The sequence below is a fragment of the Pelagibacterium xiamenense genome (genome assembly GCF_021166475.1).
Classification (GTDB): domain Bacteria; phylum Pseudomonadota; class Alphaproteobacteria; order Rhizobiales; family Devosiaceae; genus Pelagibacterium; species Pelagibacterium xiamenense.
This window is the reverse complement of record NZ_JAJOYS010000003.1, coordinates 167,205-184,084: the sequence shown is the minus strand read 5'-3', so window position 1 is coordinate 184,084 and position 16,880 is coordinate 167,205. Positions and strand designations below refer to the sequence as shown.

Sequence of the window (16,880 nt, the reverse complement as noted above, 5' to 3'; positions counted from 1 at the left end):
GAAAGCGGCTATCGATCATTTGGCTGCGCCGAAAAGGAAGCCGCGGAGCGAGGGCGCACCGCGGCTTGTTTCGTTGGTCCTGACCGCGGCGATCAGAACAGCGTGGAAAGAGTCAGCTGGAAGACCTGCGTACGATCCTGCTCCGCGGAGTCGATGACGTGCGCAAAGTCACCACGCAGAGGTCCGACCGGCGAGGCCCAGATCACCGAGGCACCAACGGAGGACTTGATGTTCTCGCCGATACCGGTCGAGTCTGCGCCCTGGACGTCAGGCGTCCCGTCGATCCAGCCAACATCACCCCAGACCGCGCTCCGCAGACCCCAGGATTCGGGCAGGAACGGGATTGGGAAGTCAACTTCGGCCGAAAGTCCCGCGTAGGACAGGACACCGAATGCGTCCTCAGTCCCTTCCGTCCAGCGAGCGCCCATGCCGCCTGCGGCGAAGCCACGCACGAAGTTGGGGCCAAGCCGGAAGGCTTCGGTCGGGTTGATGCCGCTACCACCCATGTCGGCAATCGTGCCGCCCATGGCGCGAATGCTGCCGATCACGTCGTACTCTTCCCAAAGCGGGTAGTAGTACCGGGCCCGCGCTTCGGTCTTGAGGTAGTCGTAATCGAGGCCGGCGTATTCCTGGCTGAAGGTCAGGATAAGGCCTTCATTCGGATTGCGCTGATCGTCGAGGGTGTTGAACGTCAACTCATAGCCGACCGAGATCTTGTCGGTGCCCGAGGAGGGCAGGTTCGTAATGTAGGCCGGCGCGTCGTCGGTATTGAGGAAGTCCTTGTGCTCGTATCCCACGAAGGTGGTCAGCGAAAGGTCGTCCATCAGCGGCATCCCGAAGCGCAGGCGACCGCCGGTCACGTCGGTTCCATAGGATCGCGTGCTCGATTCTTCGGTAATGCGCCGGTAGAGATCGAAGCCGGACGAGATATCGAGACCCATGAAGCGCGGCTCGGTGAAGCTGAAATCGTATGTCTGGCCCGATTCGGACCGGCCGATCGCGGCGCGCAGGTACTGACCGCGACCAAGGAAGTTCCGCTCGGTGAGCGAAATCTCGCCAAAAAAGCCGTCCTGGGTCGAATACCCGCCGCCGATGCCATACTCGCCGGTCGCCTGCTCGACGACGGCAACGTTGAGAACGACGCGGTCGGGCGCACTGCCCGGTGCCGAAGTCACCTGAACCGACGAAAAGAAACCGAGCGCTTCGACGTTGGCGCGTCCCTGGGACACGAGCGTCCGATTGAACGGATCGCCTTCGGAGAAGTTGAATTCACGGCGGATTACGAAATCGCGGGTCTTGGTGTTGCCTGTGATGTTGATCCGCTCGACGTAGACGCGCGCGCCTTCATCGACGAGGTAGGTGATGTTGAAGGTCCGGTTCGCGATGTCGCGGTCGATGCGCGGACGCACCTCTGCGAAAGCAAAGCCCTGCTGGGTGGCGCGGACAGCCAGTTCCTGGGTCGAATCCTGGAGATCCTGAAGCGAGTAACGCCCACCCTTACGCGTTTCGATCGCCCCGCGCAGCGCATCGGTGTTGAGGCCGGCGATGCTGGTCTCGATGGCGATATTGCCGAATTCGTAGCGCTCGCCTTCTTCGATGGTGAAGTTGATGAAATACGCATTGCGCTCGGCGTCAAACTCGGCAACCGAGGACAGAACGCGCGCATCGGGATAGCCATGGTTGGCGTAATAGACGCGGATGCGTTCACGATCGACTGCAAGGCGGTCTTCGTCATACTGGTCGTCGCGGAACAGCCAGCTCAAAAGGTGCGATTCCTTGGTCGTGATGACCGATTCGAGCTGCATGGAGCCAATATTGTTGTTGCCGGTGAAATTGATCGCGGCAATGCCGGCACGGTCGCCTTCGTTGATGTCGAAGATGACGCGAATGCGACCGTCCTCAGCGGTTTCGGTCCGCGAGGAGACTGTCACGTTGGTGTAGCCGGCGCGGTCGTAGGCCGCCTGAATGACAGCAACGTCCGACGCAATGGCGTCGGGCGAATAAACGCGGCTGGTCGCAACCTCGACCATGGTGTTGAGCTGGGCGTCAGTGAAGCGCTGGTTGCCCTCAAACCCGATTGCGGCAACCGATGCACTTTCGCTGACGCGGACGACGAGCGTGCTGCCGGACATTGAAATCGACGCCGACTGCACAACGCCGCTGTTCACCAGGGCCTGGCGGGAGGCCTCGATCTGCGCAGCCGTGGCCGTGTCACCGGGCCGGAGCGTCAGGTAGGAAAGGATCGTCGCGTCATCGACGCGCACGTTGCCCTCAACGGAAATCTGGGAAATCGTCTGGGCCTGCGCCTGGGTCGAGCCGAGCAGCCAACCGGAATTTCCGACCATCGGCGCCACGGTCAATAGCGCCAGTGCGAGAACGACGCTGTGCAAAAGCTTGGCTTTATTCATCATGATTATGCTTGCTTGCCCTGTGAGACGTGTGCCGGGAATCGCACGAAGGCACGGATTCCCCCGTTTCCGATCAACACGTTTTTACCGGTTTTTGCCTTGAGGGCAAGGCGAAACGCCTGTCCCGGCGGCTAAAAGATCGGTGGACATGTAATCGTGCAACACTTGCTAACCCTTTGATACGTCGTCGCGTTAGACGATGTCGTTGACGACCGTGAAGATCATCAGCGAGACGACGAGCGCAAATCCGATGCGGTATCCGATCTCCTGGGTCCGCCGGCTCAGCGGTCGTCCGCGTAGCGCTTCGAACACGTAGTACATCAAGTGTCCACCATCCAACATCGGCACTGGCAAGAGGTTAACTATGCCAATGTTTAAGGACAAAAGTGCAGTTAGGTTAACCAATGCCAAAAAGCCAAGCGTGGCGACCTCGCCCGAAACCTGGGCCATGCCGACCGGTCCTGCAATCTGATCGAGATCGCCACGGCCAATGAAAAGGTCGGCGAAAAAGGCCAGCGTTCGGTCGATGATGAAGTGGACCTCCTCGAAGGTCATACCAACAGCCTCTATCGGGCCCGGGCGGTAAAGGACCCAATCGTCGGCCTCTGCCGAACGCGTCACCCCGATCACCCCGAGCGTAAGCTCGCGTCCGAAACGCGTGGTTGCCGTCTGGGATTCGGGAACAACCGAGAGTGTCGTAGGCTCCCCATGGCGTTCGACAACAACCGAGACCAAACGGTCCGGCGCCGTCCCAATGAATCTCTGGAAATCCGAAAACCCACGCACGGGAAAGCCGTCGACGGAAAGGACGCGGTCGTCCGGCATGAAGCCGGCTTCCTGGGCGACAGACTGCTCGATGACCTCGCCGATCACGGGTTCGAGCGTCATCCGCCCGTAGCCGATCAGCATGACGTAGAGTACGAGGAAGGTGAAGAGAACGTTCGCCAATGGCCCCGCGACAACGATGGCCATACGCTGCCAGACAGACTTGTTGACGAAGAGCGTCTTCCGGGTTTCCGCATCGTAGCGATTGGCCGCGTTCGGATCTGGTACGCTGGCGGCATTCATGTCGCCGGTGAAGCGCACATATCCGCCCAGCGGTATCGCCGCGAGGCGCCAGCGGGTTCCGCGCTTGTCCGTCCAACCGAGGAGTTCGGGTCCGAAGCCGATCGAAAAGGCGTCGACGGAAACGCCGTTCCAGCGCGCAACAAGGTAGTGCCCCATCTCATGGACCACGACAATGACAATGAGGATCGCCAGGAACGGAACGATATAGAAAAAGAACGGCAGGGATTCGCTCATCGTCTTTCGGCATCCTTTGGCACAGGCCCGGCATTTCCGGACGCAAGAGCCGCTTATTTTACCAGAACAGTATGCCCTGCGGCACCGCTCCCAGCCCTCTATGGGCGAGCCCGATGCACCAGAGAACGAGTGCAGCCATGGTCAGGCTGTCGATGCGGTCCATAAGCCCGCCATGCCCGGGAATGATATCCCCACTGTCCTTAACAGCAAAGCGCCGCTTTATCGCACTTTCGGCAAGATCACCCGCCTGCCCCGCGATCGAGACCACAACGGCGATGAGAAGGCCAATGATGAAAGGGGACGGTGCGCCGAGCGCCCAGCCGGCGATGAACCAGATGACCAAACCGCCGAGTGTGCCGCTCACGAGCCCACCGGCCGCGCCCGACCAGGTCTTTGAGGGCGAGACGTCTGGAGAGAGCTTGGTACCGCCGACGATTCGGCCGACGAAATAGGCTCCAGAATCGGTCAGCCAAGTGATCGAAACGAGATACAGCCCCGCCCATATCCCTGCGCCCGAACTGCCGCGAATGGCGAGGAAAGCCATCGTGATCAGCCCGAAATAGGCGATGCCCGCAATACGCCACCCCCTGTTGGGCGCCTTGATGAGGATACCGGCGATGACCGCGACGGCGATGATGATGGTTCCGGTCCAGGCGCCATTCATGGGATGGGCGAGTGCAGCGAGCCCAAGGAGGCCCATAATGAGCGCAGCCGGCCACCCCTTGTGTTCTCCCGAGATCATGCTCTCCCATTCACGGTAGGCACCGGCCATGACCAATGCGACCAGGAGCGCGAAGGGGAGCCAACCGGCGATCAGCGCAATCGCCGTGAGCGGGATGAGGATGACGGCGGACAAGAGCCGGGGTAGGAGGTCGGGGCCGAACGGCCAGAGGGGCCGGTTTACTACCGATTTTGCGTTCGTTTTCTCTTCGGTCACGTCCCGATACCGCCAAACCGCCTGTCGCGTTCCGTGAAGGTCTGCAGAACCCGGACGAAAACCGATTCGTCGAAATCGGGCCAGTTTTCCTCCACGAACACCAGTTCGGCATAGGCAGACTGCCAAAGCAAGAAATTTGAAAGACGCATTTCGCCGCTGGTACGGACGATAAGGTCGGGATCGGGAAGGCCGTGCGTACCCAAATGCTCGGCGATCGTCGTTTCGTTTATATCATCGGCCGCGAGGGCGCCCTGGGCTACCTTCTGTGCGATCACGCGGGTCGCAGCCGCAATTTCGGCCTGCGCGCCGTAATTGAAGGCGATGACAAGGTTGAGGCCGGTATTGGCTGCGGTCGTGGCTTCGACCTCTTCGATGATCCGGCGCAATTCCTTGTCGAGCGTTTCGCGGTCGCCAATGATGCGGATCTTGACGTTGTTCCGGGCCAGCCGATCCAAATCCGACGCCACAAAGCGGCGCAAGAGCCCGAAGATGAAGCTCACTTCCTCGGGCGGCCGCCGCCAGTTTTCGGAGCTGAAGCTGAACAGCGTGAGGCAGGACACACCGTAGGCAGAGGCAAGCTCGACGATGCGCCGGACCGCCTCGACGCCAGCCTTGTGTCCCTCGGTGCGCCTCAGGCCGCGCAATTTTGCCCAGCGGCCATTGCCGTCCATGATCACCCCGATGTGGCGGGGGACCGAGAGCGTTTGCTGCGCTGGCGGGGCCGATGCAACGGCCGGCTTGGTCGACATGATGTCACTCACGATTCGGACCGGCCGTCCGGCCCGCAGGCCTTGGGCTAGACCTGCATGATTTCCTGTTCCTTATGGGCGACCAATGCATCGATCTCTGCGATCGCATCATCGGTGGCTTTCTGCACCTTGTCGGAATTGACGCGCGCGTCATCCTGACTCATTTCGCCGTCTTTTTCGAGCTTGCGCAAGACGTCCATGCCGTCGCGGCGCACATGCCGGACGGCGACGCGCGCCTGTTCGGCATATTGGTGGGCGACTTTGGACAATTCGCGGCGGCGCTCTTCATTGAGTTCGGGCAGCGGCACACGGATGAGGGCGCCTTCGGCGATCGGGTTGAGGCCAAGGCCCGACTCCCGGATCGCCTTTTCCACGGCGCCGGCCATCGAGCGGTCCCAGACCTGCACCGAAAGCATCCGTGGCTCGGGCACCGAGACGGTCGCGAGTTGGCTGAGCGGCGTCGCGCTGCCATAGGCGTCAACGTGGATCGGATCGAGCAAACTCGCGCTGGCGCGCCCGGTGCGCAAGCCGGCCAGATCGTTCTTCATGGCGTCGATGGACTTGTTCATCCGGGTGCGGAGATTTTCGAGCGAAAAAGCGTCAGACATTGTTTCTCCCCGTGTTCTCGACCTCTAGCCGACGCGTGTGCTGGGCGCGCGGCCCTCGATCACGCCGACGAGGCCTTCTTTTGTTTCCAGTGCGTAGACGATTATCGGTAACCGGTTATCCCGGGCAAGGGCAAACGCCGCCGTGTCCATAACCCGCAGGTCACGCGCAATGACGTCCTCGTGCGAAATCGTTTCAAAGCGTTCGGCCTTGGGATCCTTCATCGGATCGGCGGAATAGACGCCGTCGACCTTGGTGCCCTTGAGGAGCACATCGCAGCGCAATTCGATCGCCTTGAGCGCAGCGGCGGTATCGGTGGTGAAGAACGGATTGCCCGTACCACCCGCGCATATGACCGTCGCGCCGCCTTCGAGCGCCGCAATGGCGGCGCGCTGGGTGAAGGTGTCGGCGATGGAGGGCATGGTAACGGACGAAAACACGTGCGGCCGCCCCCCTGCCCTGCGGATTGCGTCACCCAGGGCGAGCGAATTGATGACGGTGCCCAGCATGCCCATATGGTCGCCGATCACACGGTCGCCGCCCTTGGCGGCGACGGCCATGCCGCGAAAAATATTGCCGCCGCCGATCACGATGGCGACCTGCACGCCCAGCCGTGTCAGATCGACGATCTGGCGCGCGACCTTGTTGAGGAACTCAGGCTCGATACCATATGATTGATCTCCGGTGAGGGCTTCACCGGAGACCTTGAGCAACACGCGGGAATAGCCGGGTTTCGACATCTGCCTGCCCTGTTTACCCGAAGCATGGTTTGTCGGACGGACGTCGGGGACCACGCTTCATGCCTCTACTCTATCGCGTCCCGAGGGACGCGGTAACACCTACGCTTAAGCGAATCCCGGGATTTCGCGGGACACGTTACGCGGTGCCGGCAGCGGCGGCAACCTCGGCAGCGAAGTCAGATTCCTGCTTTTCAACACCCTCGCCGAGCGAGTACAGGACGAAGCCGGTGACCTTGATCGGCGCACCAACATCGCTTTCGGCATTCTTCACGGCCTTTTCGACCGAATTTTCGCCGTCGATGACGAAGGTCTGGGCCAGAAGCGTGACTTCCTCATAGTACTTGCGGATCCGGCCTTCGACCATCTTTTCGACGATGTTGTCGGGCTTGCCCGATGCTTTGGCTTGCTCGCTGAACACGGCGCGTTCACGCTCGACGGCTTCGGGATCGAGGTCGTCGGCCGAGAGCGAGAGCGGCTTGGTGGCGGCGATGTGCATCGCGACCTGCTTTCCGAGCGCCTCGAGCTTGGCCTTGTCACCAGCAGACTCAAGTCCGACCAGAACGCCGATGCGACCGAGGCCGTCGGCAATCGCGGAGTGCACATAGCTGCCGATAACGCCTTCGCCGACTTCGAGCATGGCGGCACGGCGCAGGGTCATGTTTTCGCCAATCTTTGCGATCGCTTCGGTCAGCTCGCCCGAAAGGGTACGGCCGCTGTCGGGGTATTCCGCCTCGGCAAGCGCGGCAACGTCGCCGTTTACATCGAGGGCGAGCTTGGCGGCATTGCGGACAATCGACTGGAACTGCTCGTTGCGGGCCACGAAATCAGTTTCCGAATTGATCTCGACGATCGCGGCGCGGTTGCCGTCGGTCGCGATGCCGACGAGTCCTTCAGCGGCAACGCGGTCAGCCTTCTTGGCAGCCTTGGCCAGCCCCTTGGTCCGCAGCCAGTCCACGGCGGCTTCGATATCGCCATTGGTTTCGGCCAGGGCCTTCTTGCAGTCCATCATGCCCACGCCGGTCATTTCGCGGAGCTGTTTCACGTCTGCAGCACTAATCGACATCTCGTCACCTCTTGTAAGCGCATCGGCCCGCGGCAACGCCGGTCGGGACCGATGATCCTGATCCATCGCGCTTATCACGCACGCATATGACAGTTTTGTGCGGGCGGATGCGCAGCCGGGCTCGCTGGAAACGGAGCCCGGCGCATTTTCGTGTTTATTGCGCTTTAGGCCTGCGCGGTCTGCTCGGTCGCGGGCTGCTCTTCGGCAGCAGGCTCCTCGGCGGGCGCTTCGAGCGCAGGCTCTTCGATCACTTCGGAGGACGCGCCGAGGTCGGTGCCGAGCGCGGCGGACGAGCGCGAAATGCCGTCGATCGCAGCCTTGGACACGAGCGAGCAGTAAAGCTCGAGCGCGCGGGCGGCGTCGTCGTTACCCGGGATCGGGTAGTCGACGAGATCCGGATCGCAGTTGGTGTCGACGATAGCGACGACCGGAATGCCGAGCCGGCGGGCTTCCTTGATCGCGTTGGCTTCTTTATTCGTGTCGATCACGAACAGGAGGTTCGGGACATTGCCCATGTCCTTGATGCCGCCGAGGTCGCGTTCGAGGCGTTCCTGCTCGCGGCTGCGCTGGAGGCGTTCACGCTTGGTGAGGCCCTGGGCGCCTTCGGCCTGGAGCGCTTCGAGTTCGCGCAGGCGGGCGATAGAGTGGGAAATCGTCTGCCAGTTGGTCAGCATGCCGCCAAGCCAACGCGAGTTGACGAAGTACTGCGCAGACTGACGCGCAGCTTCGGCGACGAGGGGCGCGGCCTGGCGCTTGGTGCCCACGAAAAGAACGCGGCCGCCATCGGCTACCGTGTCGCTCACGAGCTGCAGCGCACGGTAAAGCGCCGGGACGGTCTGGCTCAGGTCGATGATGTGAATGTCGTTGCGAACGCCGAAGATAAAGCGTTCCATCTTGGGGTTCCAGCGGTGCTTCTGGTGGCCGAAGTGAACGCCGGCCTCGAGCAACTGGCGCATGGAAAAATCTGGCAAAGCCATATCTGGTGGTCTCCTTAACCGGTTATGCCTCTGCAAAGGATGTGCAGCGGGAAAACCCGCCACCGGTATGGCGCTGTCGCTCCTGATAGTGTCGCGTTTCCAAAACGAAGTTGTGTTGACCACGTCTTCTGGAAACACTCCAGAGCCCAGAACCAGCCTTTGCATGTGGATTTAGACGAGCCGGGCTATAACGCAGGGGCCCAGCCTTGGCAAGCCAAGATATGGTGTCAGTTAAGCCGCACGTCAATGACGCCGTTGATGGCCTTGAGCCCGCCGGCTAGCTGCGGGGTCAGGCGGAACTGCCCCGGAAGCTCGATTTCGAACTCGCGGGCGCCCGCATCGCGGATCAGGATCAGGCTCACGACCCCCTCTCCGCCCGGCTGGAGCTGGGTCTTGATGGGCGCAAGGCACTTTTCGCTGCCAGCAAAGATGGTGAGCCGCCGGCCGAGCTTTTCGACCGAACCGTCGATGGGCTCGGCCTTGAGCATCCGCAGGCGCACCCCGTCTGGCCGGGATTCGGCACCGACCTCCAGGACGAGGGATTTGCCGGGTTCGAGAAGATGCGCGTAGTCGCTGATCTGCTCGGAAAAGGCGATGCATTCGTACGATCCACTCGGGTCCGAGAAAATCATGATCGCCATGGTCGAACCCTTGCGGGTCTTGCGGTCCTGGCGGGAGACGAGCGTGCCGGCCAGGCGCCCGGCGACGGCACCGTCGCGTGCGGCACGCTCGAACTGTGACCATTGCTGGACACGCAGGCGGTCGAAGAGTTCGACATAATCGTCGAGCGGGTGAGCCGAGAGATAGAAGCCGATTGCGGCGTGCTCGCGGGCCAGGCGCTCGGTCAGCGTCCAGGGCTCGACGTTCTCAGGCAGCCGGATGGGCTCGGGCTGGCTCGAAGCGAACATATCCTCGATACCATCGGCCCGACCCGACGTCTCGCGCTGTGCCATGCTGATGATGGTGTCGGCGACGGCGACGATCTGTTCGCGGCGTTTGGTGATCTGGTCGAAGGCGCCCGCGTTGATCAGGGTTTCGAGCGTACGCTTGTTGATGATCTTGGGATCGATGCGGCGCGCGAAATCGGCAAGATCGGCAAACGGTCTATCGCCGCGCACGTCCACGATGTGCTCGGCTACCTGCCGGCCGACGCCTTTGACAGCGCACAGCGAATAGTGAATGCGGCCGTCGCGCACCGAAAAGTTGACTTCCGAACGGTTGACGCAGGGCGGCACGACTTCGATGCCCTTTTTCTGGGCCTCACGGCGGAAGTCCGAAAGCTTGTCGGTCTGCGCCATGTCGAGCGTCATCGACGCGGCGTAGAATTGCTCGGGGTAATGCGTCTTCAGGTATGCCGTCTGGTAGGATACCCAGGCGTAGGCGGCAGCGTGGCTCTTGTTGAAGCCGTAATTGGCGAATTTGGCCAAAAGGTCGAAGATATTGTCGGCGAGCGCCTCGGAAAGTCCGTTCTTGACGGCGCCATCGCGGAAGCGGACGCGTTGCTTGTCCATCTCCGCCTTGATTTTCTTGCCCATGGCACGGCGCAACATATCGGCTTCGCCGAGCGAATAGCCCGAAAGGAGCTGGGCGATCTGCATCACCTGTTCCTGATAGACGATGATGCCGTAGGTCTCATCGAGCACGGCCGAAAGCGTCTCGTGGGGGTAATCGACCTTTTCGGTGCCGTGCTTACGGTTGATGAAGCTCGGGATGTTGTCCATCGGACCGGGCCGATAGAGCGCATTCATGGCGATCAGGTCTTCGATACGGTCGGGCTTCAGCTCGACCAGCGCGCGCCGCATGCCCGGACTTTCAAACTGGAAGATGCCGTAGGTGTCGCCGTCGGCATAGAGCTTGTAGGTAGGTGCGTCCTCGAGCGGGATGGCGTCGATATCGAGTTCGGTCCCCGCCTCCTTGATCATATCGACGGCGTAGCGGATCGTCGTGAGCGTCTTTAGACCCAGAAAGTCGAATTTGACGAGCCCGGCGGGTTCCACCCATTTGAGATTGTATTGAGTGACCGGCATGTCCGAGCGCGGATCGCGGTAGAGCGGCAGCAATTCGTGCAGCGGACGGTCGCCGATCACGATACCGGCGGCGTGGGTCGAGGCGTGGCGGAAGAGGCCTTCAAGCTTGCCGGCGATGCGCAGGAGTTCGGCGACGGTCTCGTCTTCGTCGCGCATCATCTGCAGACGCGGTTCGTCATCGATGGCCTGTGCCAGCGTCACCGGATTGGCGGGATTGTTGGGTACGAGCTTGCAGATCCGGTCGACCTGCCCGTAGGGCATCTGCAGCACACGGCCCACGTCGCGCAGCGCGGCGCGCGGCTGCAGTGTTCCGAAGGTGATAATCTGGGCGACCTGATCGGACCCGTATTTGCCCTGTACATAGCGGATGACCTCTTCGCGGCGCTCCTGGCAAAAGTCGATGTCGAAGTCCGGCATCGACACACGCTCGGGATTGAGGAAGCGTTCGAAGAGGAGGTTGTAGCGCAGCGGATCGAGGTTCGTGATGGTGAGCGCGTAGGCAACGAGCGAACCGGCACCCGAACCGCGCCCGGGACCGACCGGGATATCGTGGGCCTTGGCCCATTTGATGAAGTCCGCAACGATAAGAAAGTAGCCGGGGAACTTCATGTCCCGGATAACTTTCAACTCGAACTCGAGGCGCTCTTCGTATTCGGCCTGGGTGCGGTCCTCGGCCATGCCGAAGTCCCTGATGCGCATCCTGAGGCCTTCGCGGGCCTGGCGCGCGAGCTCTTCGCCCTCCGCGGCCACAGCATCGGCTTCGTCCATATCGGACGCGGCGGCAAAGCGCGGCAGGATGGGGTCGAGCGTGTGGGGGCGGAAATTGACCCGCTTTGCGATCTCGACGGTGTTTTCGACCGCCTCCGGCAGATCCGAAAAGAGCGCGAGCATCTCTTCGCGAGTCTTGAAATAGTGCTGATCCGAAAGTCGCCGGCGCTCGGTCTGGGCGACAACCGATCCCGACGCGATGGCAAGCAGCGCGTCGTGGGAATCGAAATCGTCCCTTTTTGGGAAATATGGCTCGTTGGTCGCGACCAACGGCCAGCCATGGCGGTAGGCCAGCTCGATCAGGCGTGGTTCGACGCCGTTTTCGAGCGGGCGGTCGTGGCGCTGGATCTCGACGTAGAGCCTATCGCCAAATGTTTGGGCAAGCCTTTCAAGGCGCGCTTCGGCCTGAGCGTCGAGCCCCGCGGCAAGGAAGGGATCAATCGCGCCCTCCGGCCCGCCGGTCAGGCAGATGATGCCCTCGGCGTGCCCGCCGTCGAACCACGCGATATCAGCAGCGACCTTGTTGTCCACGCCTTCGAGATAGGCGCGGCTGACGATGGTCGAGAGATTGGCAAAGCCCGTTTCGGTCGCGGCGATCAGGACGACGCTGCCCTTGCCCAGATTGACGCGGTCGTTGGGCTTGTCCTCATCGGTACCGAAGTCGAGGGCCAATTCGCAGCCGATAATGGGCTGAATGCCCTTGCCCGAGGCCTTTTCCGAGAATTCGAGCGCGCCGAAGAGGTTGTTGGTATCGGCGATGCCGATGGCGGGCTGTTCGTCCCTGGCTGCCATGTCGAGAATGGCAGCAAGCGGAAGCGCACCCTCGAGAAGGGAAAACGCGGAATGTACGTGAAGATGGACGAACCCCGGACCGGACATGGACGGCTCCTTGACTTGAGTCTCTTGTGCCATGCCGGACCCGCCGCGCCAACCACGGGTCCGGCCAATTCACAAGCAGTGCCCTCACGAGAGGTGGGTGAGGATGTCCAGGTAGAAGATCGTCGTGCCGCCGAAGGCGGTCAGGGAAACAAGGGCCATGAAGTCTTTGACGAAGGTGAGCATGGTTGCCTCCATTGAGTTCCGTGTTTGTTCTTATACGTTCCTTTTTTGTTCCTGTCGATAGATTCCCCGGAGCGGGCGAGTCCATTATTAACAGAATCTGAATCGATCAGCAGCGCACGCGCATACGGCCGACAGCCTCTCGGCTTCGGGGTGCAATGGTGTAGGCGGTATGCGGCGAGACGTGGCCTCATACTGAGTAGTAATAGAAGTGCGAGGCACGCCTCGCCGCATACATCCGGGATTTTCGGCTTATGGATACCCCGCCGGGGACGATCCCCTCCCTCTTTCGAGGGTATGGCGCGCTGATCCTGGCCCGACGCATCGGGGGACGTGTCGCCTTGGCGCGAGTGAGCACCCTTTGGGCCTCCGCTGGAGCGACCTCCATCGGACCCGAACCGGCCTGGCGGACAATACCGGAGCGCCGCGGGATCTAATGAGGCCTCGGCTCAGCCCCACGCGTCCCGTCTCTCCAATCCTGCCCTCACCGGAAGCTCGTATGCATCCTCGCCCTTGGTGCGGCCGTGAGGAGAAGTATGGCAGGGGTTTGGGGGGCGGGGATAAGTTCGCGTGGATGCCTGTCCGTACAGGGCGGGGACAGGGATCTCCGAAGCCCCCTGCTCGGCTACAGCGTCGCAGGGACGATGCGGCCATCCTGGATGGTGACGATGCGGTCGGCACGGCGCGCCAAATCGTGGTTGTGGGTGGCGATGATCGAAGCGGCGTCGTGCTGCTTGACGAGGTTCGAGAGCGCGGCGAAGACCGTATCGGATGTTGCCGGATCAAGGTTGCCGGTGGGTTCGTCGGCGAGGACCAGTGTCGGAGCGTTGGCCGTGGCGCGGGCGATGGCGACGCGTTGCTGCTCGCCGCCGGAAAGCTCGGCCGGGCGGTGGTCGTGGCGATGGGCAATGCCCATCACCTCCAAAAGCTCCATGCCGCGGGCCTTGGCCTGCCGGTCCCCTGCCCCGGCGATCAGTTGCGGCATCATGACGTTTTCGATGGCGCTGAACTCGGGCAGGAGGTGGTGGAACTGGTAGACATAGCCGATGCGATAACGGCGCATGAGCGTACGCTGACGATCTGACAGACCGGCCGTCGACTGGCCTGCGATAGCGACATCACCACTCGATGCGCGTTCGAGCAGCCCGCAGATGTGCAGGAGCGTCGATTTACCGGCGCCCGACGGTGCAACGAGCGCGACGAGTTCGCCCTTTTCGACCGAAAGGTCCGCGCCCTTCAGGACGTGCACGGCGCCATCTCCATCGCCATAGCTCTGGCGGACATCGGACAGGGACAGCAGCAGGTCACTCATAGCGGAGGGCCTCGACCGGGTCGTATTGGGCGGCGCGCCAGGCGGGATAGAGGGTGGCAAGGAAGGAAAGTGCCAGGGCCATCAGGAGCACCGTCGTGACCTCGCCGGCGTCGACGCGCGACGGCAGCGCCGAGAGCAGAAACACCTCGGGCGGAAAGAGCGCGATCCCGAGTACCTCGGATACCCACGCGCGGATGGTTTCGGCGTTGATCGCCAGGATGACGCCGAGGACAAAGCCGATGAAGGTACCCACGAAGCCAATGGCCGTCCCGGTCATGCAGAAGATGCGCATGACCGATGCGCGGGTCGCGCCCATGGTGCGCAGGACCGCGATATCCTGGCCCTTGTCCTTGACCAGCATCACGAGGCTCGAGATGATGTTGAAAGCCGCGACAAGGACAATCATCGAGAGGATGGTGAACATCACCACGCGCTCGACCTGGAGCGCGGAGAAGAACGTTTCGTTCCGCCGCTGCCAGTTGGTGAAAATCATCGGCCGCTCGGCGGCCTGTTCGAGCGGGAGTTGCATGACGCCCGTCGCGTCGGGGTCCTGGAGGAAGACTTCAACCGCCGTGGCCTCGTAGACGCGCTCATAGGCCGCGTCGATTTCTTCATCGGTCGCCATTAACGGCGGCTCTTCGTGGCCCTCGCGGAGCCGGTCTGAGTAGGCGCGGAAATAGTCCTGCGCCGATTGGAGGGGCATATACACGTAGAAGCTGTCGAACTCGACCATGCCGACATCGTAGATGACGTTGACCGGATAGGAGCGGATGCGCGGGGTCGTGCCAAAAGGCGTCTGGCTGCCGCGGGGACTGACGATGGTGATCGCGTCGCCGATGGTGACGCCGAGGCTCTGGGCGAGCCGCTGGCCGATGGCGACGCCCTCGAGTTCGTCCCAATTGTCCCAGCCGCCCAGTTCGGCGCTGTTGTAGAGCAAGGGGAGCTTGCGGATATCCTCAAGCGTCATGCCGCGCACATTGATGCCGGCGGAGTTGTAAGGGCCGGACGCGAGTGCCTGTCCTTCGACGAAGGCGACGGCGCTGACGACGCCATCGACCTCTTCGAGGCGGATCTTGACGTCTTCGTAGTCGGTGAACGTCTCGTCTACCGGGAAGGCGGTGAAATGTCCGTTGAGGCCGAGGATCTTGCTCAGGAGTTCGTCGCGGAAACCGTTCATGACGCTCATCACGACGATCAGCGTGGCGACGCCGATGGCGATGCCGACCATGGTGAGCGAGGCGATGACCGAAATGAACGTGTCGCGCCGGCGGGCGCGCAAGTAGCGCCCGGCGACGAGCAGTTCAAACCGTGAAAACGGGCGGGTGCCGTTTTCCTTGCCGTTCGTGGCGGCGGTCACACCGTGTCTCTACGTTCGGGTTCGATCAGCGTTTTCAGGCGATGGACGGCATCTTCGATGCCGATGGTTTCGCGCTCGCCGGTCTTCCTGTGCTTGATTTCGACCTCCCCGGATTTGAGCCCGCGCGGGCCAGCGATCAGTTGGAAGGGAATGCCGATCAGGTCGGCAGTCGCGAACTTGCCGCCGGCGCCGAGGTCGCGGTCGTCATAGAGGACGTCGATCCCGGCTGCCTGGAGCTGGCCATAGAGCTTTTCATTGGCGGCGTCGGTCTGTGCATCGCCGGTCTTGAGGTTGATCAATGCGACCTCGAATGGCGCGACGGAGACCGGCCAGACGATGCCGTCGTCATCGTGGCTCGCTTCGATGATGGCCGGGACAATGCGACTGGGGCCGATCCCGTAGGAACCCATATGGACCGCGACGTCCTTGCCGTCGGGACCGGTGACGGTGGCGCCCATGGGTTCGGAATATTTGGTGCCGAAATAGAAGACCTGACCGACCTCAATGCCGCGAGCGGCGATGCGTTTGTCCTCGGGGACGCTGGCAGCGAACTGGGCTTCGTCGTGCATGTCTTCGGTCGCCGAATAGAGCGAGGTCCAGTCGGCCACGATGCCCGAGAGATCGCCGAGGAAGTCGGTGTCCGGGCCGGGAATGGGCTTGTCCAGGAGATCGGCATGGCAGAAGACGCCGCTCTCGCCGGTTTCGGCGAGGACGATGAATTCGTGGGAGAGATCGCCGCCGATGGGGCCGGTCTCGGCGCGCATCGGGATCGCCGTCAGACCCATACGATGATAGGTCCGCAGGTAGGCGACGAACATGCGGTTATAGGCCTTGACGGCCTCCTCCTTCGAAAGATCGAAGGAATAGGCGTCCTTCATGAGGAATTCGCGCGAGCGCATGGTGCCGAAGCGGGGGCGGATCTCGTCGCGGAACTTCCACTGGATATGGTAGAGGTTGAGCGGCAGGTCCTTATAGGACTGCACGTAGGTCCGAAAGATCGAGGTGATCATCTCCTCGTTGGTGGGACCGTAAAGCAGGTCGCGTTCATGGCGATCCTGCATGCGCAGCATTTCCTTGCCGTAGTCGTCGTAACGGCCGGACTCGCGCCACAGGTCGGCGGACTGGAGCGTGGGCATCAGCAGTTCGATGGCCCCTGCCCGGTTTTGTTCCTGCTCGATGATGTGCTGGATCTTGCGCAGCACCTTGTAGCCCAGCGGCAGCCAGGCGTAGAGGCCGGCGGCCTGTTGGGAGATCATGCCCGCGCGCAGCATCAGCCGGTGGGAGACGATTTCCGCTTCCTTGGGAGTTTCTTTAAGAACAGGCAGGAAATATCTGGAAAGGCGCATGAGTTTTCTTTGTCTTTCGCTTCGACTCACAACCGGCTTTGACCGCACTATGAAGCGCAAACCGACCCGTTCTGGCAAGGGTCAGGTCTTTATGCGTTGTATGTCGCTTTTTTGACACTCGGTGTGACAAATGACCGCAAATTTCGCTTGGCAGAGCATATCGTCCTTGGTAGTGTCCCGGCCATAAAACGAACGGCGGATTAAAAACCGCCCGACGCCGACAACGTCA

The 16,880-nt window shown here is 61.8% G+C and carries 12 protein-coding genes; all 12 read right to left on the bottom strand.

Annotated features, from left to right (window positions below):
* Nucleotides 1–92 precede the first annotated feature (92 nt).
* Nucleotides 93–2,411 (bottom strand): outer membrane protein assembly factor BamA, encoded by a 2,319-nt coding sequence (gene bamA, locus LSG43_RS13575; RefSeq protein ID WP_231805114.1) that lies wholly within the window; start codon nt 2,409–2,411, stop codon nt 93–95.
* A gap of 189 nt (nt 2,412–2,600) precedes the next feature.
* Nucleotides 2,601–3,710 (bottom strand): RIP metalloprotease RseP, encoded by a 1,110-nt coding sequence (gene rseP, locus LSG43_RS13570; RefSeq protein WP_231805112.1) that lies wholly within the window; start codon nt 3,708–3,710, stop codon nt 2,601–2,603.
* A 58-nt stretch (nt 3,711–3,768) separates the two neighbouring features.
* Nucleotides 3,769–4,647, bottom strand: a complete 879-nt coding sequence (locus LSG43_RS13565) for a phosphatidate cytidylyltransferase (protein ID WP_231805110.1) — start codon at nt 4,645–4,647, stop codon at nt 3,769–3,771.
* The gene (gene uppS, locus LSG43_RS13560) at nt 4,644–5,396 is read right to left on the bottom strand and encodes an undecaprenyl pyrophosphate synthase (protein WP_231805108.1); all 753 of its coding nucleotides are present in this window, start codon (nt 5,394–5,396) and stop codon (nt 4,644–4,646) included. Before uppS ends, LSG43_RS13565 begins: the two co-directional genes overlap by 4 nt.
* 47 nt (nt 5,397–5,443) lie before the next feature.
* A complete protein-coding gene (frr, locus tag LSG43_RS13555) occupies nt 5,444–6,004 on the bottom strand; it encodes a ribosome recycling factor (protein ID WP_231805106.1) in 561 nt (186 codons plus the stop codon).
* A gap of 24 nt (nt 6,005–6,028) precedes the next feature.
* Nucleotides 6,029–6,742, bottom strand: a complete 714-nt coding sequence (gene pyrH / locus LSG43_RS13550) for a UMP kinase (RefSeq protein WP_231805104.1) — start codon at nt 6,740–6,742, stop codon at nt 6,029–6,031.
* A gap of 136 nt (nt 6,743–6,878) precedes the next feature.
* Nucleotides 6,879–7,805, bottom strand: coding sequence for a translation elongation factor Ts (tsf, locus tag LSG43_RS13545; protein WP_231805102.1), 927 nt, complete (start codon nt 7,803–7,805; stop codon nt 6,879–6,881).
* A 164-nt stretch (nt 7,806–7,969) separates the two neighbouring features.
* The gene (gene rpsB, locus LSG43_RS13540) at nt 7,970–8,782 is read right to left on the bottom strand and encodes a 30S ribosomal protein S2 (RefSeq protein ID WP_231805100.1); all 813 of its coding nucleotides are present in this window, start codon (nt 8,780–8,782) and stop codon (nt 7,970–7,972) included.
* 227 nt (nt 8,783–9,009) lie between these two features.
* Nucleotides 9,010–12,456 carry a DNA polymerase III subunit alpha gene (dnaE, locus tag LSG43_RS13535; RefSeq protein WP_231805099.1) on the bottom strand — a complete coding sequence of 1,149 codons (3,447 nt, stop codon included), beginning with the start codon at nt 12,454–12,456 and terminating at the stop codon, nt 9,010–9,012.
* Between the two features lie 805 nt (nt 12,457–13,261).
* Entirely contained in the window at nt 13,262–13,948 is a 687-nt protein-coding gene (locus tag LSG43_RS13530; protein WP_231805097.1) for an ABC transporter ATP-binding protein, read from the bottom strand.
* Complete coding sequence (locus tag LSG43_RS13525) at nt 13,941–15,305, bottom strand: ABC transporter permease (protein WP_231805095.1); 1,365 nt, start codon at nt 15,303–15,305, stop codon at nt 13,941–13,943. The genes LSG43_RS13530 and LSG43_RS13525 overlap by 8 nt, the downstream gene beginning before the upstream one ends.
* Entirely contained in the window at nt 15,302–16,651 is a 1,350-nt protein-coding gene (proS, locus tag LSG43_RS13520; RefSeq protein WP_231805093.1) for a proline--tRNA ligase, read from the bottom strand. Before proS ends, LSG43_RS13525 begins: the two co-directional genes overlap by 4 nt.
* Nucleotides 16,652–16,880 lie beyond the last annotated feature (229 nt).